The 22,363-nt window shown below is 57.9% G+C and carries 16 protein-coding genes and 5 pseudogenes; 15 read left to right on the top strand and 6 right to left on the bottom strand.

The window, feature by feature from the left end:
• Window positions 1–44 precede the first annotated feature (44 nt).
• The 6 genes and pseudogenes from AC07OP_RS16505 to AC07OP_RS16480 all read left to right on the top strand — a co-directional run.
• A complete protein-coding gene (locus AC07OP_RS16505) occupies window positions 45–1,544 on the top strand; it encodes an aldehyde dehydrogenase family protein (protein ID WP_495101870.1) in 1,500 nt (499 codons plus the stop codon).
• 522 nt (window positions 1,545–2,066) lie between these two features.
• A complete protein-coding gene (locus AC07OP_RS16500) occupies window positions 2,067–3,050 on the top strand; it encodes a helix-turn-helix domain-containing protein (protein WP_495101871.1) in 984 nt (327 codons plus the stop codon).
• A gap of 83 nt (window positions 3,051–3,133) precedes the next feature.
• Window positions 3,134–4,066 carry a SphA family protein gene (locus tag AC07OP_RS16495; protein WP_495101872.1) on the top strand — a complete coding sequence of 311 codons (933 nt, stop codon included), beginning with the start codon at window positions 3,134–3,136 and terminating at the stop codon, window positions 4,064–4,066.
• Between the two features lie 123 nt (window positions 4,067–4,189).
• A complete protein-coding gene (locus AC07OP_RS16490) occupies window positions 4,190–5,857 on the top strand; it encodes an amidohydrolase (RefSeq protein WP_495101873.1) in 1,668 nt (555 codons plus the stop codon).
• Window positions 5,854–6,954: a CobW family GTP-binding protein gene (locus tag AC07OP_RS16485; protein ID WP_495101874.1), complete on the top strand. Its 1,101-nt coding sequence runs from the start codon at window positions 5,854–5,856 to the stop codon at window positions 6,952–6,954. Before AC07OP_RS16490 ends, AC07OP_RS16485 begins: the two co-directional genes overlap by 4 nt.
• A 639-nt stretch (window positions 6,955–7,593) precedes the next feature.
• A pseudogene (locus AC07OP_RS16480) lies at window positions 7,594–7,838 on the top strand (Arm DNA-binding domain-containing protein); the annotation flags it as partial.
• A 323-nt stretch (window positions 7,839–8,161) separates the two neighbouring features.
• On the opposite strand, the gene AC07OP_RS16475 reads toward AC07OP_RS16480, so the two are convergent.
• Complete coding sequence (locus AC07OP_RS16475; RefSeq protein ID WP_495101875.1) at window positions 8,162–8,542, bottom strand: type II toxin-antitoxin system RelE/ParE family toxin; 381 nt, start codon at window positions 8,540–8,542, stop codon at window positions 8,162–8,164.
• A gap of 724 nt (window positions 8,543–9,266) precedes the next feature.
• On the opposite strand from AC07OP_RS16475, the pseudogene AC07OP_RS16470 reads away from it, so the two are divergent.
• Together AC07OP_RS16470 and AC07OP_RS16465 are read left to right on the top strand one after the other, a co-directional pair.
• Window positions 9,267–9,488 (top strand): annotated as a pseudogene (locus AC07OP_RS16470) (hypothetical protein); the annotation flags it as partial.
• Window positions 9,489–9,644: 156 nt separating this feature from the next.
• Window positions 9,645–10,572: pseudogene (locus AC07OP_RS16465) on the top strand (sugar ABC transporter substrate-binding protein).
• Here the strand turns inward: AC07OP_RS16465 and AC07OP_RS16460 are convergent.
• From AC07OP_RS16460 to AC07OP_RS16440, 5 genes and pseudogenes are all read right to left on the bottom strand, one after another.
• Window positions 10,562–10,919: pseudogene (locus AC07OP_RS16460) on the bottom strand (TolC family protein); the annotation flags it as partial. The pseudogenes AC07OP_RS16465 and AC07OP_RS16460 overlap by 11 nt on opposite strands.
• Before the next feature lie 2 nt (window positions 10,920–10,921).
• Window positions 10,922–10,990 (bottom strand): annotated as a pseudogene (locus AC07OP_RS16455) (efflux RND transporter permease subunit); the annotation flags it as partial.
• A gap of 69 nt (window positions 10,991–11,059) precedes the next feature.
• Window positions 11,060–13,144 (bottom strand): methylmalonyl-CoA mutase, encoded by a 2,085-nt coding sequence (scpA, locus tag AC07OP_RS16450; RefSeq protein ID WP_495101876.1) that lies wholly within the window; start codon window positions 13,142–13,144, stop codon window positions 11,060–11,062.
• Complete coding sequence (locus AC07OP_RS16445; protein WP_495101877.1) at window positions 13,141–14,004, bottom strand: Pnap_2097 family protein; 864 nt, start codon at window positions 14,002–14,004, stop codon at window positions 13,141–13,143. The genes scpA and AC07OP_RS16445 overlap by 4 nt, the downstream gene beginning before the upstream one ends.
• A 267-nt stretch (window positions 14,005–14,271) precedes the next feature.
• On the bottom strand, window positions 14,272–16,179 hold the full coding sequence (locus AC07OP_RS16440) for a sigma 54-interacting transcriptional regulator (protein WP_495101878.1): 1,908 nt from the start codon (window positions 16,177–16,179) through the stop codon (window positions 14,272–14,274).
• A 242-nt stretch (window positions 16,180–16,421) separates the two neighbouring features.
• Here AC07OP_RS16440 and AC07OP_RS16435 point away from each other — a divergent pair, with 242 nt between their 5' ends.
• The 7 genes from AC07OP_RS16435 to AC07OP_RS16405 are packed head-to-tail and all read left to right on the top strand — an operon-like array spanning window position 16,422 to window position 22,320.
• Complete coding sequence (locus tag AC07OP_RS16435; RefSeq protein ID WP_397452632.1) at window positions 16,422–16,904, top strand: MSMEG_0572/Sll0783 family nitrogen starvation response protein; 483 nt, start codon at window positions 16,422–16,424, stop codon at window positions 16,902–16,904.
• Window positions 16,905–16,964: 60 nt separating this feature from the next.
• A complete protein-coding gene (locus AC07OP_RS16430) occupies window positions 16,965–17,942 on the top strand; it encodes a Nit6803 family nitrilase (RefSeq protein WP_495101879.1) in 978 nt (325 codons plus the stop codon).
• Window positions 17,929–19,011: an MSMEG_0568 family radical SAM protein gene (locus tag AC07OP_RS16425; protein WP_495101880.1), complete on the top strand. Its 1,083-nt coding sequence runs from the start codon at window positions 17,929–17,931 to the stop codon at window positions 19,009–19,011. Before AC07OP_RS16430 ends, AC07OP_RS16425 begins: the two co-directional genes overlap by 14 nt.
• A gap of 28 nt (window positions 19,012–19,039) precedes the next feature.
• Entirely contained in the window at window positions 19,040–19,600 is a 561-nt protein-coding gene (locus AC07OP_RS16420) for an MSMEG_0567/Sll0786 family nitrogen starvation N-acetyltransferase (protein ID WP_495101881.1), read from the top strand.
• Window positions 19,593–20,624, top strand: a complete 1,032-nt coding sequence (locus tag AC07OP_RS16415) for a sll0787 family AIR synthase-like protein (RefSeq protein ID WP_495101882.1) — start codon at window positions 19,593–19,595, stop codon at window positions 20,622–20,624. Before AC07OP_RS16420 ends, AC07OP_RS16415 begins: the two co-directional genes overlap by 8 nt.
• Window position 20,625: 1 nt before the next feature.
• On the top strand, window positions 20,626–20,961 hold the full coding sequence (locus AC07OP_RS16410) for an MSMEG_0570 family nitrogen starvation response protein (RefSeq protein WP_495101883.1): 336 nt from the start codon (window positions 20,626–20,628) through the stop codon (window positions 20,959–20,961).
• A 57-nt stretch (window positions 20,962–21,018) separates the two neighbouring features.
• Complete coding sequence (locus AC07OP_RS16405) at window positions 21,019–22,320, top strand: MSMEG_0569 family flavin-dependent oxidoreductase (protein WP_495109913.1); 1,302 nt, start codon at window positions 21,019–21,021, stop codon at window positions 22,318–22,320.
• Window positions 22,321–22,363: the final 43 nt, after the last annotated feature.

The raw sequence follows: 22,363 nt of genomic DNA, 5'->3' as shown, positions 1-22,363 counted from the left end.
GCGGCGGTGCAGCTATTTTCAATCATCAGCGCGAGGCAAGGATCATGAATCAAAATAGGGTCGTGACACTGGACAGGGTCAACTCTTTCTTGAAGAGAAGCCACGGTTTGTACATCGATGGCGGTTGGGTGAGCGCTCAGTCCACCAGCACCTTGCCGGTCTACGACCCTTCAACCGGCCTTCAGATCGCCTTCACCGTCGACGCCAATGAGTTCGATGTGCAGCGTGCAGTGATATCGGCCCATAAAGCCTTTCGCTCTGGTGTATGGTCCCGGCGTCTACCCGCAGAGCGCGAGCGCATTTTGCTGCGCTATGCCGATTTGCTCGAACAACATGCTGAAGAGCTCGCTCAGTTGGAAACCCTGGAGCAAGGCAAATCGATTGCTGTGTCGCGGGCCTTTGAAGTGGGCTGCACGTTGAACTGGATGCGCTATGCCGCAGGGCTAGCCACCAAGATATCGGGGCGCACGCTGGACCTGTCGATCCCTGTTCCCGCCGGGGCTCGATATACCGCGTACACGCGCAAGGAACCCATCGGTGTGGTCGCCGGGATTGTTCCCTGGAACTTCCCGCTGATGATTGGCATGTGGAAGGTGATGCCGGCGCTGGCGGCCGGTTGCTCGATTGTTCTCAAACCCTCGGAGATCACTCCGCTGACGTTGATGCGCATGGCCGAACTGGCCACCGAAGCCGGTGTCCCGGCGGGCGTATTCAATGTGGTGACAGGCAGTGGCAGCGTGTGCGGCAGAACCCTGACCACCCACCCGCTGATCAGCAAAATCAGTTTTACCGGTTCCACCGCCACGGGTAAGGGCATTGCCCGCAGCGCCGTCGACCGACTGACCCGAATTACCCTTGAGTTGGGCGGCAAGAATCCGGCCATCGTCCTCAAGGACGCCGACCCGCAGCAGGTGGTTGAAGGCTTGATGATGGGCAGCTTTCTGAATCAGGGTCAGGTGTGTGCTGCGAGTTCACGCATTTACGTAGAGGCTCCTTTGTTCGACCGACTGGCAGGTGATTTCGAACTCGCGGTCAAGGGGCTTTCGGTAGGGCCGGGCATGGACCCGACCACGCAAATCAATCCGGTTGCCTCTAAAGCGCATCAACTGAAAATCGAGTTCTATCTGGCAGAGGCGCTCACTCACAATGCTGAGTTGATCAGTGGCGCAAGGGGGCCGGACTCTGAAGGTTTTTACGTTCCACCAACGCTGCTGATCAACCCCGACGACAGTCTCTCGCTAACCCGCGACGAAGTATTTGGCCCCGTGGTAACCCTGACCCGGGTTGCCGATGCCGAGGAGGCGCTGGCCAGGGCCAACGATAGCGACTACGGGCTCACGGCCAGTTTATGGACTGGCAGTCTGTCGGCAGCCATGGACCTGACACCCCGTATCGAGGCCGGTACGGTATGGGTCAACAGCCACACGCTGATTGACGCGAACATGCCTTTCGGTGGTTTCAAACAGTCTGGAACCGGGCGGGACTTTGGTGTCGATTGGCTCGATGTGTTCACTGAAACCAAGTCCATTTGCATCCGACATTAATCCTTCATGACTGACGGTGGTCCACAGACGTGTTGTAAACCAGCCACCTTAATACCGAGACTGCACCCGACACATCGTGGCGCTTGGCAGAGGGATTCAACTACTCGATGGCGATGAAGAACAAAGGGATTACCTGGAAGTTCTGAAACCTTCGAAGAGTTCATCACCAAGCCCCAAGCCTACGTGAACGGCACTTACATGCCGTTTGCCGGCCTCAAGTCCCCTGAAGATCGTCACCTCCTGGATTGCTATCTGTCCGGGCAGCATTGATCTCATTGGCCGCTCGCTCGACCTGAAAGGGTCGAGTGAGTCGCTGCTTCGATCGCATTATTTTTTAGATTCGTGAGCAGCGCTTGCCCGTTAAGGCCAGAGATTCAATTGCTATCGGCAAGCGCCGAAGCTGACACTGCGATGCAGCTGGTCGCTATCCATTTTCGGCACAATTTCCAGGCGGTCACTGACACGGAATGGAACTTGCGTAAGCCTCAACCTGTAAGCCTTGAGTACGGACAGGTTTCTCCAATGAACAATAATAATATCCTGGTACAAACGATCTCTGGATTCCCGACGGAACAGGCATCCTATCTCCATCGAGTCCAAACCAGCGACATAGATGAACATGCTCACAATCTGAGTGGTTGGCGGATAGGGTATGAGCAGTTGAGCCCCGGTCGCTTCCAGGGAGAGCTGATCGAGTTTCGTTCTGATTGGATGCAACTCGTCCGCGACCGCTCTAATCAGGCTATGACCAAAAAAGGCGCGGCCAGGGAAGGCACGATTACCTTCAGCGTGCCTCTGAGCAATCACGGTGATGTCTATTGTTCCGGGCATCTGATTCGTGAGCCAAGTGTGCTGGTGGCACACGGTGACAACCTGCCTGAGATACGTATACCGCAGACCATGGATGTGCTGATTGTGGCTATAGAAGAGCAGGCTCTTGAGTATGTGCTGGGGTGTCAGGGTAGTCGTTTTCGGATTACTGATTTTCCCACCTGTTACCGGCTCGGCGACTCAACAGTGGGTGGCGAGCTTAAAGTATTATTCGATGAGCTACAGGAGGGCGGCCAAAGTGGGGATGTCCTGTTGGGATATGAGTCGATTCGCCGTGGTATCCGCGATGCGGTGATGTTGCATCTACTTGACGTTGTTGCGCTGGATCAAACGCCACCGCTCAACCCCACGGCGCGAAAACGGATGGTCGACCGGGCTCGTGAGTATGCCCTGAGCCACCTTGATGAGCCGTTCTCGATCCTCGATCTATGCAACGGTATAGGGGCCAGCCGACGCAAGCTTCAGTATTGTTTCCAGGAAACCCTGGGGATCAACCCGGTGGCTTATTTACGGGCTCTGCGCCTTAATGCGGTGCGCCGTGAACTGCGAGAGAGCACGTCTTCGGTCTCTGTACAGAAGGTCGCTGCACGTTGGGGGTTCTGGCACTTGAGTCGGTTTTCCGGTGATTATCGGGCTATGTTCGGGGAGCTGCCTTCGCAGACGCTTCATCGCTGAAATCTTTGCCGATATTGGATAACCCTCGCTCGTCCCCGCTCCCTAGGATGACCCCTACGCCAATTGGGTGAGAGGGGCATTCGATGAATCATAACCATAAATCAAACGTTAGAAGGCATACGCTGGTTGCTCTGGGGCTGCTCGGCCTTTGCGCAACGGCTGAGGCGACTGAAAATGGAATACCGACCACTGCGTTCGGTGTTTATGATTTCGGCGCAGGGATGATGCCGCCTGCGACACCCAACGGAACCCTTGGCCTGCGCACGGCTTATTACTCGGCCAACGCCCAGAAAGATCGTCACGGACGTTCGCTGGATAACAATTTCTCTTTGGACGTGTTGACCCTCGGTCTCGCATACGTACGTATGACGGATAACACTGTGCTGGGGGCCAACTATGGTTTTGGCGGCGTGGTGCCGTTCTTCAAGATGGATGCTTCGCTTGAGGTGCCGACCCCGGGTGGACCGCTGCAACTGAAAGCCGATCCCTTTCGCATGGCAGATTTGCTGATGTCGCCCTTGATCCTGCAATGGAACCTTTCGCCGAATCTGTTCATCAATGCGCAGTTTCAGATCATGGCTCCCACCGGTGACTACGACAAAAATCGCCTAGTCTCGCCAGGCCTGAATCACTGGGCGTTTTCGCCAATCGTCAATGCAACTTACATCACCGACAGCGGCTTCGAGGTGTCGTCCAGCTTTCAAGCGGACATCAACACTCGCAATCAGGCGACCGATTACAAAAACGGTGTCGAGTATCGGCACGAGTTCGCTGTAGGGCAGCATGTGGGCCCCTGGACGGCCGGTATCGGTGGTTACTACTACCGCCAGTTCAGTGATGACGACGCCCCCGGTCTGGAGGGCGGCCATCGCGCCCGCGTCATGGCCATCGGGCCGGCGTTGAGCTACTTCAAACCGGGGCTGCCACCTGTCTGGCTGCATGCCTACAAGGAATTTGATGCGCGTAACCGTCCCGAAGGTTATGCCTTCGCTTTGCGTATTTCTCAAAGCTTTTGAAGTGGCTGTGATGCGCTGCTTCTGCGCGTCGGACTTTTCGATTGCCTGACGTGTAAAAAGCGATCTGGTCCTGGGGCCCATGAGCCTTTTTTCCTAATGATGATATCTGCGAGCCAACCTTCTATGACGACTTTTCAAAATACTGATGCGGATCTGATTTTTCTCAATGGCTCCATCTACACGATGAACGCTGATTGCCCATGGGCCGACGCGCTGGCAATACGTGACGGTCGCCTGATTGCGGTGGGAAGCGAGGCCGTTGTTCGTGCAGCAGTGTCGTCCCGTGCACGAGTCATCGATCTCCAGGGGCGGATGGTCATGCCCGGTATCATCGACGTGCATAACCATTTCCTGTTTGCCGGACGCGCAGAGCTATATGAAACGGGTTTTCCTCCCAACCTCTCGCTTCAACAGGTGCTCGAGCAGGTTCGTCAGGCCGCTATGAAGCAGCCGCCCGATGGCTGGGTAGTCGGCGGTATCTGGGGCAGCGGCCTGCTCGGCGAGTTGACGTTGGAGGCCCGCAAAGCCTTGGATGAGGCTGCTGGCGGCCGGCCGGTAATGCTTAGGGACGACTCGCACCACAATCGCTGGGCCAGTTCCGCTGCCTTGCGTCTCGCCGGCATCCATGCCACCACGCCGAATCCGCTCAACGGTGAGATCGTTCGCGATTCTGCCACTGGCGAGCCGACGGGCCTGTTGCTGGAGGCGGCTTCATCGCTGGTCGAGGCCGCCGTGGGCAAGGCGCTCGCATCGTCGCCGCAACTTGACATTGATGCCGGCGCGCATGCCTTGCGTCGACTCAATGCTTGCGGCATTACAGGGTTGCAGGAAGCACTCACGTCGCGTCCGGTGATGGATGCGGTCAAGGCGCTTGCCGATTCAGGGCAGTTAACGGCGTGGGTCGTAGGTTCGCTGCCCGTCGTAGAGGCGGCACTCGCGCCTGGCGAATGGGGCGAAACCTTGTTCGCGCTACGTGATAGCTATCGCAGCCGTCATTTCCGCCCCGATGCCGGCAAGATCTTCCTTGACGGTGTGCCAACCACGCGTACCTCGGCAATGCTGGAACCCTATCTACCCGATGCCCTTCACGCTTGCTGCTTTCGCGGCGCGACCCTGCTGAGTGTGCCGCAGTTGGCGCGTGCTTTATCCGACTGCGAGGGGCAGGGTATCGCTGTGAAAATCCACTGCACAGGGGATGGCGCTGTACGTGCTGCACTCGACGCCATTGAGGTCGTGCGCAGCTTCAACGGCCCCGGGTTGATGCATCAGATTGCCCATGCGAGTTTTATCCATCCTGACGATATACCGCGCTTCGCCGAGCTCAACGTGGCCGCAGATTTGTCGCCCATGCTTTGGTTTCCGGGCATCATCATTGAAGCGATTCGTGCGACCGTGCCGCAGGAGAGGGCAGAGCACTATTGGCCAAATCGCGACCTTCACGAGTCGGGTGCGCTGATCGCTGGTGGCTCGGACTGGCCGGTGATACCGGATCCGAGCCCCTGGACCGGGATTCAGGGCATGGTCACCCGACGCGATCCCAGCGGGCAGTTTCCTGGGGCGCTTTGGCCCGAACAGGCGCTTGATCTGGCCACGGTGTTGCGCGCCTACACGCTCAACCCGGCGCGAGCGATGGGTCTCGCAGACGAGACCGGCTCAGTCGAGGTTGGCAAATCCGCTGACTTGATCGTGCTCGACCGTCATTTGTTCAACATCCCGGTCGACGAGCTGGCCGCGACTCGCGTTCTGGCGACCTGGTTCGAAGGCCGTATCGTGTATGAGCAGACGCCATGAAGGACGTTGTCGATTCACGCCTACCTGTGACGTTGTTGACCGGTTTTCTCGGTAGCGGGAAAACCACCGTGCTGAATCACCTGCTGCATCTTCCCGAGTTGGGGAACACGGCGGTCATCATCAATGAGTTCGGAGAGATCGGGATCGATCACCTGCTGGTCGAAGAGGTGAGTGAAAATCTGCGTGTACTCAACAGCGGTTGCCTGTGTTGCACGGTACGTGGTGACCTGGTCGATACGCTGTTGGAGCTCAGTGCCAGGCGTGAGCGGGGGGAAATCGCCGCGTTCACGCGGGTCGTCATCGAAACCACCGGGCTGGCCGATCCAGCGCCAGTGCTGCACACCCTGATGGTCGACGCTGACATCACTCGGCTCTATCGCCTTGACTGCGTTGTGACGACGGTGGATGCCGTCAATGGCGCGGGCACCCTTGATCGTCATACCGAAGCAGTGAAACAGGCGGCGGTGGCTGATTGTCTTCTGCTGACCAAGACCGACCTGGTGGCTGTCGATGTGATCGAGACCCTGAGTGCGCGTTTACGTGCCCTCAATCCCACCGCCCCTATACGATATGTGGTCGACGGCAATGTCAGCCCCAGCGATGTGCTGGGGGCCGAAGAGTATGACCCATTGCGCAAATCGGCCGACGTCGGCGCTTGGCTGTCAAATGAGAAACGCCGTGATGGCCATCACCATCATGGGCACCCTCATCATGACGTGAACCGCCATGGTGAGCGGATCAGGGCTCATTGCATCGTGCTGGATGAACCGGTGGAGGAGGCTGCCCTTGTCCACTGGCTGGACCTGATGGCGTCCATGCGCGGCGAAAACCTGTTGCGTGTGAAAGGTCTTGTGCAACTGGTTGAGCGTCCTGAAGAACCGCTGGTCGTACACGGTGTGCAGCACGTATTTCATTCACCGCAGCGACTGCCGGCATGGCCTTCAGCTGACCGGCGCACGCGCATCGTCTTCATTACACAAGACATCGACTATGCCGATATCGTGCGCACCTTTCAGCAGTTCGTTGGTGTGCGCCTGAACGACGAATATTCACTTCAAAGATGGCCGCTTAATTCAGAATCGGGGGTAACCATATGACGTTGAAAGACCAGATCCAGGCTGCCGAAAATTTGCTGGCTGAAGTTAGGTGCGGGGAGCTCCGATACCATGGTCATCAAGAGTCCATCGACGGCGAGGCCGCTTTTGCGGCGTTCGATATTTGGAGTGGTGTTCGACCGGGCGCCGTCGTTTCTGAATCGCCACGATAAACGAGAGAACACATCTGATCGACGCACCTCCGACCCTGCGGAAAATGATACCCACGGCCTGATAGCTGCTTCTCCACGTGGCTGTAGAAAGCACTCGGTAGCGCGACTTGGACTTATGTTCTTTTCGTTCTTGACATGCCCTCCGAACAAGTCAAAAAATGAGTCAATTCCTGCTGATGAAATATTAAAAATTTTTAGATTTCAATGGGTAGAACGCTAGATGCGAGCCTCGTTTCCCGCTCCAATTATTGTTCTACAGGCTTCTATTGAGGTCTGTAGAAACTGAAAAAAGAGGCTTCGGCCTCTTTTTTCTTTCCAGTAAGTTCCACTCGAAAGCACTACCAGCCACGTTTTTTTAGTACATTTTTTAGTACATTAATCCGGCGCTTGGTAGATCACTTTTTCGTGGGACTCTTCTCTCTGGAAACCGTACAAATCTCCTCTATTCAAACGAGACGGAGTTTGTACGATGGCTCTCACCGATACTGCAGTCCGGCACGCCAAACCTCGTGCCAAGGACTACACCCTTCCTGACTACAACGGCCTCGCTCTTTTCGTGAATACGAAAGGCGCCAAGTGCTGACACTTCCGTTTTTTCTTGGGCGGTAAGCAACCCCGTATTTCTCTCGGAACCTATCCTGAAATTGGTTTGCGCGATGGGCGAGCTTTGCCAGAGCTCTGATCGCCAGGGGCATTGATCCGCGCGCCCATCGGCAGCAGGCGTGTAATGCCAGGCGCCTGGCCAGGGAAAACACCTAAGAAGCGGTCTTTCAACGTTGACGTGATTCAATACGTCGAGTCTGAGGATGCGCTGGAGGTAGTGCGCAGATTGAGCTCGTGGTGCGCTGACGGCGGGGGAGAAGTGCCGAACCTGGTTAAATCAACTTTCCGGTACACCATCGTCGATGGTAGGGCACGAGACCACTCCGACCGCCAACACTCGGTAGTGTGGCAGTGCTTCGCCGAATCGGGCGACAGCGCTGGGCGCTCAGATTGAGATGTAGAGGGGGCGCCTCACCTTCGCTGTTCATGGCCAGTTAAGCCTTTGGGCCAGGTCGGTGATCAGTCGTTGGCAAGTGCGGTTGGACCTCCATGGCATCATGAAGGCGTCGGACGGCCTCGATCACGTCGTCGTTTGCCAGACGATAAAACACGATATGGCGTGGGCTATTGACCGTCCCATGGGAGTGTTTGGCCTGCTGGCGTGAATAAATGAGGTGATAGCTGCGAAGGCCCGGCGCAAGCTCATTACGGTCGTGGCTGCCAATGCGATAGGGTATGCCGGCGATAGCTTGCAGCGCGGTGAGGATCAGCGTCTGATAGCGCTGGCGTGTCTGATCGCCGAACTGCGTCTGGGAGAGCCTGAGGATGTCGACAATGTTGGCGCGCGCAGCATTGGAAATCCGATACGGCGGCATGCTCAGTGTTTCTCCCCTGCCCGAGAGCACGGTCCAGACAATGCGCCGCGCAGGGCGTGGTTGAGACGGCGCGACTGTTGCAGTTGGACCGCCCGCTGGGCGAGCGTATCCAGCAGCTGTCCGGGGGGGGCAGAAACTGCGCTTAAAACTGGCAGCCTGGGCCGCCATCGACACGGGCCGCCCCGAAGACGCGCTGGCACTCTACCAGGGCCAGCACCCAGTTCCCGTCTGGCACCTGACAGCACTACATGACACTGTAGAATGGCACTTTCCCCGGCATTATTTGGCCCTCAAAACCCGTCTCAGGACTACCATTGAACCCAGCATGCAACGTCGCGAGAGCATTGACGATGCGAGGGTAGTGGCCGCTTTTCTACACCTGTGGCGAGGGGGGATTCGACGAAGTCGCAAGCCCTGATGATGAAGCATTCACAATAAAACTCTCATCGAGTGCGGGCACTGCTCACTAACGGGCTGCCGCGGCATGGGGAATAGCCGCTTTGCTTGCTAGAAAATTCGAGCATCCAGGGTGGTTTGCGATGCGAGAGATGCTTGGGCCCGAATTCGAACATGGCCAAAAAGATGCACTGACGGCCAAAGCCGAGGCCCGACTGTGGTTGTTGCTCTGGAGCGCAGGGCACTTAAAACCTGATGATAGAATTCCGATTCTGCCGACTCCCTGGCGTTGCCCCCCGAGTTTTCGAGCAAACTGGCTAGTCGGGACTGGTGGCGCTATGGGATCGAGGACTGGCTGGCCCGGGCAAACACCTCCGATAGCCTGTCCTTCACCTGTGAGCTGGGACCACCGCCTTACGCCATTACGGGCGCCGATGGCCGGGATATCAGTAACCGTTGGGACGAGGCGCTGATGCTCAAGGAGCGGGTGCTCCAACTGTGGAATGACAGCCTTGATCCCCATCACGGTGTACGTCGGCTCAGCCAGTAAGCAGAACCTGTGTGATGTCAGCTCCGCCGACCGGGAATAGGGCGACTGTCGAGCCCGGGGGGCCAACATTTGTCACGTTGCTTCAAACCAGAATTTTTTATGAGCTCTGATTTTTTGATGATGCACCCATACCTACAATAAAAAGGAGTTTTAAACATGCATATCAAGTCTCGTGTGTTGGCTTTTACGATGTTGTTGTTGGTGAGTTCCACTGTGTTGGCTGAACTTAGGATCGGTGTCAGTATGCCGACATTTGATGATACTTATCTTACCGCCTTGCGAAACTATTTAAGCCATCGGGCGAAAAAAGAAGGCGTTGACCTTCAGTTTGAAGATGCTCGCAATGATGTGGTCAAACAGTTAAACCAGGTTCAGAGCTTCATTAGCCAGAAAAGTCGATGCGATCATCGTCAATCCGGTGGATACCGGTGCCGCGGACGCCATTGCTGAGTCGGCCGTCAAAGCAGGAATCCCGCTGGTTTACCTTAACCGCAGACCCGATAAGCGTCAGCTGCCTGACGGCGTAGTAGCCGTGACTTCTGATGATAAGGAGTCCGGGAGAATGCAAGCGCAATTCTTGGCTGAGAAGCTGGAGGGCAAAGGTCGAGTGGCCATTTTGTTGGGGGACTTGGCCAACAATGCGACGCACAGTCGCACGACGGGTTTCAAGGAGGTCCTGGCCAAGTATCCGAATATCAATATCGTCGAGGAACAGAGTGGTTCCTGGCTCCGTGAGAAAGGTATGGACATTACCAATAACTGGTTGGTGGCCGGTAAGAAGATCGACGCGATTTTATCCGATAACGATGAAATGGCGATTGGCGCTGCTATGGCACTGCGTCAATCAGGTGTAAAGGACGTCCTTGTCGGAGGGGTTGACGGTACTGCTGACGGGTTGGCCGCGATTCAACGCGGCCTTATGACGGCATCCGTCTTCCAGGATGCCAGAGGCCAATCAGAAGGTGCTCTGGAGGCTGCCATAAAAATGATCAACAAAAAAACAGTTGAACGAAGTGTGTTTATTCCCTATCGACTGATCACACCCAAGAATGTTGCGGAGTTTCAAGCGCTCACTAATAACTAGCGTTGTCCATGGCGCGCCATCCACCGCCCAGGCTTTTGAACAGTTGGGTCAGTGCGATCTGTCTTTCGGTACTGACCAGAATCAGTGTGGATTGATCGCTGAAGGCGCTGCGCTGGGCATCCAGGTAGCGCAGATGGGGGGCCAGGCCGACTTCGTAGCGGGCCCTGGCCAGTTTCAGCGCTTCCTGGCTGGAGTCGGCCAAGGCACGGTGGGCTACCTCCTCACGGTGCAGGGTGTCAGTGGTCGGCGACCTCGCGGAAAGCGTTCTGGATAGTGCCTTCGTAGTTGGCCACTGTCGCATCCTTGCGCACCTCGGCCAGGCCCAGGCCGGCCTGGTTACGTCCGCCGGCGCGTTTTTTGCCGCCAGGCCGATGATGGTGATCAGGCCGACCTTGAAGTAGACGTCATTGGGCATGCCGATGTCACAGGGCAGGCAAACGCTATAGGGACGACCATCTGTGGCAGCTAAGCGGCCCCGATGACGGGATCAAGTTGTTGCGACAAGCTGCGCATGACTGGGCTTTAGCAGATCGATCAGGTGTTCTATGATTTCGATCACGTCCAGGCCGGGGCCGAAACACCCTTTGACCCCCAAGTCCAGCAACCGACGAGCGTCAGCATCTGGAATGATTCCCCCCACAACCACCGGTATGTCGAGCTTGCGTTCGTCCAACTGGTTCATCAGCTCAGCGAGTAACTCGTTGTGGGCCCCAACCAGACTCGAAATCCCGACCAGGTCCACCTGGTTTTCCTCATTCAGTGATTCCAGTAACCGAGTCGGCGTCTGGAACATGGGGAGAAGCCGCACCTCGAAACCGGCATCGGCCAGCGCCGCGGCGATCAGCCGAATTCCGCGATCATGCCCATCCTGGCCCAGCTTGGTCAGCAGAACTCTGGGCGGACGATTATGGTGAGCAATAAAGGTCGAGATGCGCGCACATACCTGCGTCCAGCCCGGGCGCTCACTCACAGCCGGTCCATAGTGACCTGCGCGAAAATCCAGGTCCTGCCTGAAGCGTGGCCATACCTTTTCCAGTGCCTGGGTGCATTCACCCAGTGTCGCCCGCGCCCGGATCGCAGCCACGGTTGCCGCCAGCAGGTTGCCCTGACCCGAGCGTGCGCACTCGGTTATCGCTTGCAACAGGGTTTCAACCCGTGGGGCGTCGCGTGTCAGACGCAAGCGGCTGAGACGTCGACACTGTCGGGCGCGCAGTGCCTGACTGTCCATTGCCAACGCTGCTTCCTCCACAGCTTGCGCCTGTGCACTTGAAGCAACACGCCGCTGAATACCGCCATCAAGTCGGGCCTCGGTCGCCATGGCCTGAAGATGGATGGCCTGGCTGATCCAGCCGGTCTCTATTGACTGGAGCACCCCGCCCTGGGCATCAATCTCAGTCATCCGTTGGCGAACCTGCTGAGCCATTTGTGCCGTCAGGGATTCCATCATGTAGGACCCGGCCCAGGGATCGACCACATCACAGAGCCCGGTTTCCTGCTGAAGGATATGTTGGGTATTGCTGGCCAGCCTTGCCGACTCCTCACTGGGTAGCGTCAACGCCTCGTCCCAGGCATTGGTATGCAGAGACTGGGTGCCGCCGAATACCGCGGCCATGGCCTGGACTGTCGTACGCGTGACATTGTTGAGCGGATCCTGAGCGCAGAGTGACCAGCCTGATGTCTGGCAGTGCATGCGCAGCGCCTGGCCTTTTTCACTCTGAACGCCCAGGTTTCGGGTGATCTCGGACCAGAGCAGACGGGCCGCACGACACTTGGCGACTTCGGTGAAAAAGTCGCTGCCTATGCCGAAGAAAAAACTGATTCGTTCACAGAATCTTTGCAGATTCAGGCCGCCTCTTTGCACGTGCTCGGCATAGGTTCTGGCGTTGACCAGTGTCAGTGCCAGCTCCAGTACAGCATCTGCACCAGCTTCCTGGAAGTGATACCCGGACACCGAAATCGGGTTGAATCGCGGCAGGTGTTCACCTAAGTAGCCAATAACATCCGTGGTTATACGCATAGAGGGTTGCGGCGCAAAAATGTAGGTGTTGCGCACCGTGAACTCTTTGAGAATATCGTTCTGGATAGTGCCACTGAGTTGCTCTGAAGCAACGCCGGATTCTTCGGCGGCGACGATAAAGGCCGCCAGCACGGGCAGCACTGCGCCGTTCATGGTGAGTGACACCGACACCTCATCCAAGGAAATGCCGTCCAGCAGTTCAGCCATGTCCTCTACGCTATCAATGGCGACGCCTGCCTTGCCGACATCGGCCTGCCATTGAGGATCACTGGAGTCGTAGCCGCGATGCGTCGGCAAGTCGAAGGCCAGTGATAAGCCCGTTGCGCCCTCGGTTAAACGTTGCCGCAGGCGCTGGTTGCTGGCGTCCGCTCCCGCGAACCCAGTGTACTGACGCACGGTCCAGGGTTTTTCCGGGTACATGCTCGAGTAGGGCCCGCGCACAAAGGGCGCTTTGCCTGGCAGGCTGTGCAGGTGTTCAAGACAGTCCAGGTCACTGCTGTGATACACCGACTTGAGTCGCAGGCCTTCGGGCCGCCAGAGAGGAGGATGGCTCATGGTCGGCTGCAGTCCGAGAGATGGATTTTCCGGGTGAAAACGTCAGCCAGTTTGAAGAGATCGCTGCGCCGATAAACTTCACACCAGTGCAATTCGCGATTGGCTGGCTGACCAGGGTGCAGTCTGAGCTGCAAGCTGTCGTTGATATTGAGATTGCCGTAGAAATGCAGCTCGCGCCAACGAATGTGACCGGGGTGGCGCAATCCCAATAGGGCCCATTCCGCACGCTCGACCATGGCCTGGAAGTTGGCGAAGTACAGCAGGTTGGCACCGTTGAAGTCGACATCGGGGCAGGGCGTAAAATCGAACAGGCGCGCCGCTTCACCTGATTGACGATCAATGCCGTAATGACAGTGCCAGTCGCCGGTGCGTATTCGCCGGCTGTCGGCATGCAGTTCATGCAACACGTCAGGTGGCTGCGTCACGGGTGCCTGAGAGCCCCTGAGACACGCTTTGTTGACACTGCGATTGTCGCCCGGCACATGCCGGCTGACGAAGGTTGACAGCAATGCCAGTTGTCCCACCAGGCGGTCGCCAAGTCTGACCTCATGCTCGCTGTAATGCCGGGCCTGCCCACCACGTCCGATCCGGGTATGGATCTGGAACGTGCGGTTCTCGACGATGGCTTCCAGCTTCAAGTCCCACATTTTTACGGCGGTGAACGCGGCATAGGCGATGCGCCCCTGCTCATCTACGAAATCAGGCAGAGGCCGATTATGCAGTTGGGCCAACGCGAGCCAATGTTGATGACCACACTCTTTCAACAACCAGTTTTCCGAAAGGCCGGTGAAGGCCAGATTGGGCATTGAAGCCAGGTAGGTTTCTTGACGTGTGACGGTGAAAGCGGAGGCTGTCGGCATGGTAGGCATCCGTGATCTGCTGTTATCGATGGCCCGCTGGGCGTATCGGTTGCAGTACACAGGAGCGAAGGTCGTGCCAGCTCTTTTCGGTTTTTTATGCGTGAGCTAACTAGTTGATAAACAATAACTAATTTGTCAGGTCTGGCACTGCGAGGCGGCACTGGCGCCGTGGCAGAACTACGTAATTGCGTAGAAATACGAATATTCGTAGAGGGTTTCACGAGATTGCGTGGCCAGCTATGTGGCATAGCCAGGGTCCCGATCGAATCATTCCTCCAGCTTGATCTCCAGTCGCTTGAACCTCGAAGCCAGTGTCGTGGGTTTGAGGCCCAGCAGTTCGGCTGCGCCGCCTTTGCCAAACAGTTTGCCGTCGGCGGCCTTGAGCGCGGCCTGCATATTGCTGCGCTCCAGCTCGCGAAGCTGGGCGTCAGTCATGATTACGGATGAGGGGACGGGAACCTGAGTGACGTGGAGGCTGGTTTTCGGTTCCTCAGGCAGATCGAGGTTCAGGTCGGCACCGTTCGAGGTGATCAAGGCACGCTCGATGACGTTTTGCAGCTCGCGGATATTTCCCGGCCAAGAGTAGTTCTGCAGTCGTTCGATATCAGTGTTTCGCAGACGACGCCCGGGCATGTTCAGGCGCTTGCCGGTCTGCTTGAGGAAATGCGCAGCGAGGGGCGCGATGTCCATGGGGCGATCACGTAGCGCGGGAGACTGGATAGGGAAAACGTTGAGCCGGAAATACAGATCTTCGCGAAAATGCCTGGCTGCGACTTCCTGGCGCAGGTCGCGGTTGGTCGCAGCAATGATCCGCACATCGACCTTGCGGGTACGTTCTTCACCGACCCGCTCGAACTGGCCCTCTTGCAAAACCCGCAGCAGTTTGCTTTGCAGTTCCAGCGGGATTTCGCCGATTTCGTCGAGAAACAGCGTGCCGCCATCGGCCAGCTCGAAGCGCCCGACACGATCGCGGACGGCGCCGGTAAAGGCGCCGCGGATATGCCCGAAGAACTCGCTTTCGAACAGTTCTGTGGGAATCGCCGCGCAGTTGACCCGGATCAGCGGGCTGGCGTTGCGGCGGCTGGCCTGATGGATCGCACGGGCGATCAGCTCCTTGCCGGTGCCAGACTCGCCGTTGATCAGCACGCTGGCGTCGGTGGGGGCGACCACGTCGATCTGCTTGATGATCTTCAGGATCGGCTCGCTCTGACCGACGATCTCGCGGAAGTTGTGTTCAATGTGAATCTCTTCCTGCAAGTAGGCGTTTTGCTCCTCCAGGCGTTGCTTGAGGACTTTCAACTCTTCCAAAGCGTTTTGCAGTTGGTTCTCTGTGTTGCGCCGTTCGGTGATATCCCGAAATACCACTACTGCACCTGCGATGCGGCCGTCGGAAATCACCGGCGTGCTCGTGAACTCTACAGGAAACGAGCTGCCGTCTCGGCGCCAGAACACCTCCTGACGCCCTTCATGGACTACCCCGTCATGCACGGCTTTGTAGATCGGGCAATCTTCCACCGGGTAGTGACTTCCATCGGCGTGGGTGTGGTGGTGAATGCGGTGGATGTTCTTGCCGATCATGTCTTGCGGTTCCCAGCCGAGCATTCGGGCCCCGGCGGGGTTGACGAAGGTGGCCAGACCGTCGCTGTTGATGCTGTAGATGCCGTCGCCCACCGAGCTGAGCAGCCGTTGGTTGTCGCGTTCAGTTTCCTGGAACAGGTTGAGAATGTTGCGCCATTCGATCAGTCCGCCGCGCATGGTGCGCTCGGTATGGGCCTGGTCGCGCTGGTATTTCTCATGGCTCAGCTCGCGCATCACCAGAATAAGATGCTGCTCGCCCTTGATCTGCAAGGTGGTGGCGGAGATCTCCAGCTCGATGCGTTCGCCGGTCTTGCAGTTGCAGCTCAGCTCTTCGGTCCAGCCGCGACCTTTGTCCATCACCGCCTGGGTGAACACGATCAGGTCCGCCAGTTGATGGCCGAACAGTTTGCTCACCGGCAACTCCAGCAACTCCTGGCGCGGGTAGCCGAGTAACTTGCAGGCGGCGATGTTCAGGTCGCCCAGTCGATCGGAAAACGGATTGAGCAGCGCGATGGCTTCGGCGCAATGCTCGAACACCATGTGCCGTGACGAATAAGCCAGATCGGCCCAGCCGCTGAGGGAGTCTGTCTCGTTCATGGGTACGAAATCTCGTGATTATCCGCTACGAATATTCGTATTTCTACGGGAATGCGTGATTTACCGATAGCATCAGATGCGTCATAAAAAACCGGATCAGATAAGCATATTTAACCTAATCAATCACTTAGCTGTGTGCGAGAAATAAATTTATTTCCTGGCACGGCGTTCGCTCTATCTCCTGCAACCCGGCAGCCAACTCAGGCCGCCGTTAAAGCACGAAGAAACTGGAGAGCGACACTATGCCAACCGTGGATATTCCCCATTACAAAGACGGCGACTTCCTGGTCAATTACGAAGAGAAAGTCTTCGAGGACGTCAAAGCCGAACCCGGCGAGAAAGTCCTGATCACCTTCCACACCATCGCCTTCGAGGGCTCCATCGGCCTGGTCAATATGCTTCAGGCCAAGCGACTGCTGCGCAAGGGCTTCGAAACCAAGATTCTGCTGTACGGACCTGGCGTGCAACTGGGTGTGCAGCGAGGTTTCCCGACCCTGGGCGCCGAAGCCTTCCCCGGCCACCTAGCGGTGAACAAGCAGATCATTCAGTTCATGGAGGAGGGCGGTGAGGTTTACGCCTGTCGCTTTGCCCTGCAAGCCCTTTATGGCCAGACCGAAAAGGCCTTGATCGAAGGCATCCGTCCAATCAATCCGCTGGACGTGATGGACCTGCGCCTGCTGATGCGCCGTGAAGGCGCAATGATCATCGATACCTGGACGGCCTAAGCGTCTGCCGGAGCAAGCACCCACTTGCTCCGGTCGCCCTCAATTTTTCAGGAGTCAGGTATGCCGATTATCAAAGCCGCTGCCGTGCAAATCAGCCCGGTGCTTTACAGCCGCGAAGGCACTGTGGACAAGGTCTGCCAGCAGATCATCGACCTCGGTCGGCAAGGCGTGCAGTTCGCCGTCTTTCCAGAAACGGTGGTGCCTTACTACCCGTACTTTTCGTTTGTGCAGCCGGCCTTTGCCATGGGCGCACAGCACCTAAAGTTGCTGGATCAATCGGTGACAGTGCCGTCGGCCGCCACCTTGGCCATCGGTGAAGCCTGCAAGCAAGCAGGGATAGTGGTGTCCATCGGCGTCAACGAACGCGATGGCGGTACGATCTACAACGCGCAATTACTCTTCAATGCCGATGGCAGCCTGATTCAGCATCGACGCAAAATCACTCCGACCTATCACGAACGCATGGTCTGGGGGCAGGGCGATGGTTCCGGCCTACGCGCCATCGACAGCGCAGTGGGGCGCATTGGCTCTCTGGCCTGTTGGGAGCATTACAACCCGCTGGCTCGTTATGCCTTGATGGCCGATGGCGAACAGATCCATGCCGCGATGTTTCCGGGATCCCTGGTAGGCGACATTTTCGCCGAGCAGATTGAAGTCACTATTCGCCATCACGCCCTAGAATCCGGTTGCTTCGTGGTTAACGCCACCGCCTGGCTGGACGCCGATCAGCAGGGCCAAATCATGCAAGACACCGGTTGCAGCCTCGGCCCGATCTCGGGTGGCTGCTTCACCGCCATCGTTTCCCCTGAAGGCAAATTGCTCGGTGAGCCATTGCATTCCGGCGAGGGGGTGGTGATCGCCGATCTCGATCTGGCACTGATCGATAAGCGTAAACGGATGATGGATTCGGTCGGGCATTACAGCCGCCCGGAACTGCTCAGTCTATTGATCGACCGCACGCCCACTGCACATGTGCATGAACGCAGCACGCACCTGGTGGCTGTCGCTACCGAGGAGTTCGATCATGCAAACCAATGAGCTGCTCGCCGAACTGCAATGCCTCGGCGTGCGCTGGCCTGCTGCGCAAAACGGATTGTCCCGCCAAGGCGGAGCGGGACCGTCAGACCACAAGGCGCTGAGTTCCGGTAGCCGGACCATGATGGTGCCGATCCTCAATCAGGCCTCGCAGGACTCGCCCTATCAGGCGCAACCCAGCACTGATGGCAGCCAGGCGCTGATCTTTCGCGAAGGTCTGCAGGTCGGTCAGGTGCAGATGCCCGGTGTGCCGAAGTTCTATGGCTTGAGCACCGCTGACGGCATTCCCTACTGGAAAATCGCCACCCTACACAGCCGCGATGTTCTCGCCACAACGGTGTTGCAACACTGCATACGCTTCAATGATCGCGGCACCTCCTGCCAGTTCTGTGCTATCGGCCAGTCACTGGCGGCCGGTAAAACCATCGCCCGAAAACGTCCGCAACAATTGGCTGAAGTGGCGAAAGCCGCGGTGGAACTGGATGGCGTCAAGCACATGGTGATGACCACCGGCACGCCGCAAACCCCGGATCGTGGTGCGGCGATTCTGTGTGAATCCGCCGCCGCGGTGACGGCCGCGGTCGATTTACCGATTCAGGCCCAGTGCGAGCCGCCGGACGACGACCGCTGGTTTCAGCGTTTGGCCGACAGTGGTGTGGTGTCGTTGGGCATGCACCTGGAAGCGGTCACCGATGACGTGCGCCAACGGATTATGCCGGGTAAGGCCGAGGTTCCTCTGAGCCGTTATTTCGAGGCATTCAGCGCGGCGGTCGAAGTCTTCGGTCGGGGGCAGGTCAGTACCTACATCCTCGCCGGCCTGGGCGACAGCGAGGCGGCGATCAGTGAAATGAGTGAGCGGTTGTGCGCACTGGGTGTGTATCCGTTCGTGGTGCCGTTCGTGCCCATCGACGGCACGCCGTTGGCCCACCACCCCAAACCCGACAGCGCGATGATGGCCAGGCTGTATCCGCAGATCGGCGCAAGTTTGCGCCGTCACGGTTTGCACTCCGATCAGATCAACGCCGGTTGCGCTAAATGTGGCGCCTGCTCGGCGCTGAAAAGCTATGAATAAGCAGGCTTTGCCCTAGAGAGGATTCACCATGTCCAACCTCGCGTTTGCTTTGGTCGATAGCACCTTCGAGCCGTTTCGTGCCGGCGAGCTGGTGGTCAAGCCTGCCAGCGAAAACTGGGAGAAGCAGGCCTACTTTGCTCTGCGTCGCTCGGTGTTTTCGGATGAACAGCAACTGCTGGCTCAGGACAAGGACAGCCACGATTTCCAGGCCATCGCCATTGTCGCCCTGGCCGGCATTTGCGGCATGGCGGATCAGGTGGTCGGTGCCGTGCGCATCTATCAACCAGAGCCTGGGTTGTGGTTTGGCGGGCGCTTGTGTGTGGCCCAGGCCTATCGGCGCCACAGCATGATCGGCAAGGCGTTGGTCAACGAAGCGGTGTCGCGAGCCAAGGAGCTGGGCTGCGAGATATTTCGCGCCACGGTGCAGGCACAGAACGAAAGGTACTTCCTTGGTCTGCGCTGGCAAACCCTTGAACATATGGAGTTGCTTGGACGGCCTCATTGCCTGATGCAGGCGCGGTTGTCGAGCTACCCATTGATGCAGCGCCAGGTCTCGCTGCGTGCGCTGAAGGTGGCCCGTCATGACTGAAGCTCCTGATCTGTCGGCGCTGGTCGACACGTTGCGCTGTACTCCAGCGATTCGCGCCAAGCAGGCGATTCAGCAGCCTGCGGCCGTCATCGGCCAGGTAAAACAGGCACTGACTCGCGAGCAACTTTACGCGATGCCAGGCGATGACACGGCGGCCATTGCCTGTGGCGATCATTTCCAGTTGCTGGCCATCGAAGGCATGTTGCCGGCCTTCGTTCAGACCGCACCCTGGTTCGCCGGATGGTCGGCGGTCATGGCCAATGTCAGTGATATTGCGGCCATGGGCGGGCGCGCCACAGCGGTGGTCAATGCTTACTGGCATCACGATAACGCTGCGGCGCAGCAGGTGCTGGCCGGTATCCGTGCGGCTTGCGAAGCCTACGGTTTGCTGCTGGCCGGTGGGCATACCAGCCTCGCCGCTGGTAACCCGACCGCACTGGCGGTGGCGATCACCGGCATCGCTCACCAACTGCTGTCCACGCTGCACGTGGCTCCCGGTCAAGTCATCGCCATGGCGGTAGACCTTGAGGGGTGTTGGCATGCCGACAGCACTTATTGGAAAGCCTTCGAAGGCGTGCCGGCCGAGCGCCTGCGCAGCAAGCTCGAAGTGCTGCCGCGACTGGCCGAAGCCGGCTTGCTGCGGGCGGCCAAAGACATCAGCAATGCCGGGGTCCTAGGCAGCCTGCTGATGCTGCTGGAAACCACCGGCTGCGGCGCGACCATTGATCTGCAGGCCCTGCCATGCCCAGCAGATGCCGATCTTGAGCGCTGGCTGCAAGTGTTCCCCAGCTACGGCTTTGTGATGACCCTGGAGGGAGGGGACTGGAGCGAGGTCCAGGCCGCTTTCGCCTTCGAAGGTGTGCGTTGCGAACGCATCGGCCAGGTCAACGCCAGTGGCTCACTGCGGGTCCGCGCCGGTGAGCAGCACGATGAGTTCTGGAATCTGCGCGAGCAGGCATTTACCGGCTTCAGCTACCCCCATCTCGATCTCAGCCCTTTGACACTCACCGAACAGGAGCACTGACATGCCCGCCGTCAACTTCAAGATCCGCTGGCCCAATGGCAAGGAAGCGACAGGCTATTCGCCGTCGACCGTGATTTATCAACACTTGGAAGAGGGGGTCAGTTACCCGCTCGCCGAGTTTCTGTTGCGCGTGGAGGCCGCCTTGAACAGTGCCTCGGAACGGGTCAAGCAGGTCAAGGGCTTCTATTGCAGCTCGGCAATGGACACCTTGAGCTCGCTCAAGGGGCAGGCCAGTTATCTCGAAGGTGAGCTGTTCGAGACTGGTGAGGTGGACGTTCTCAGCATGCGTACCGAAGGCGTAGGCCAGTTGATTAGCGCCGGCTGGAGTTCGTTCTGATTCAACGGTCTTTCCCCTTCAACCCTTATTTTTTTTCATTATGTTCCGGAGCACCCCATGGCTAGTCACTTCACTACAGTCAAACCTCCACACCACAGTGTGATCATCGTCGGCGGCGGTCAGGCCGGGTTATCCGCCAGCTACTACCTGCAACAACAGGACATCGATCATCTGGTGCTGGAAAAGCACAGCCTGACCCACACCTGGCGCAACCAGCGCTGGGATGCCTTCAGTCTGGTAACGCCCAATTGGCAATGCGCTTTGCCGGGTTATACCTATACCGACGGCTTCAACGGCAGCGATCCTCACGGTTTCATGAAGAAGGATCAGATCAACGAGTACCTGGCCGGCTTCGTCAAATCGGTCAATGCCCCGGTCCGTGAAGGTGTCGCGGTGCAGCGCGTGGTCCCCCGAGCCGTTGGTGGTTTTGAGATACACACCTCGCAAGGCGAGTTCACTGCCGATCAGGTGATTGTCGCGTCGGGCGGCTATCACACTCCGATCATCCCGCGCCTGGCCGAGCGTCTGCCAGCGGGCATCCATCAGATTCACTCCGAGCAATACCGCAACCCACAGGCTTTATCCGCTGGCAATATACTGGTGGTCGGTTCAGGGCAATCAGGCGCGCAGATCGCCGAGGACCTGCACCTGGCCGGGCGCAAGGTCTATCTGGCGGTCGGCGACGCGCCGCGTTGCGCGCGCTTTTACCGTGGCAAGGACGTAGTCGATTGGCTGGCGGAAATGGGCTACTACGATATCGACGTTGATACCCATCCGCTGCGTGAAGGCGTGCGCGACAACACCAACCACTACGTCACCGGCCGAGATGGGGGGCGCGATATCGACCTGCGCACTTTTGCTCGCGAAGGTATGGAATTATTTGGTCGTCTTGAGGAGTTGGAAGGCAATCGCTTGCAGTTTTCCTGCAACCTGGGCGTGAGCCTGGACAGCGCTGACGCGGTCTACAACCGGATCAACGCATCGATCGATAAATACATCGAGCAACACTCGATTGTCGCTCCTGCCGGTGAGCGTTATGAGTCGGTCTGGACGCCCGAGCAGGAGCGCAGTGAACTGGACCTGCAAGCGCAGGGCATCACCAGCATCATCTGGTGCATTGGCTTCACTCCAGATTTCACTTGGGTAGAAGCCCCTGTGTTCAACGGTCGTGGTCATCCGGGCCACCAGCGTGGGGTCACAGCGCAGACGGGTTTGTACTTCCTCGGGTTGCCGTGGCTGTACACCTGGGGCTCTGGGCGTTTTTCCGGGGTCGCGCGGGATGCGCAGTATCTGGTCGAGCACATAGTCGATTCGCAGACTGAGTTGAATGCGCAGTTACGGCGCTCCGCTTCTAGGTAGGCAGAACCTGATACGTGTGGCTATTTCCGATATGAATAGTGAT

The organism is Pseudomonas sp. GW821-FHT09D08 (assembly GCF_059416305.1).
The sequence above is the reverse complement of the archived record's forward strand: the minus strand, read 5'-3'. Positions and strand labels throughout refer to the sequence as shown.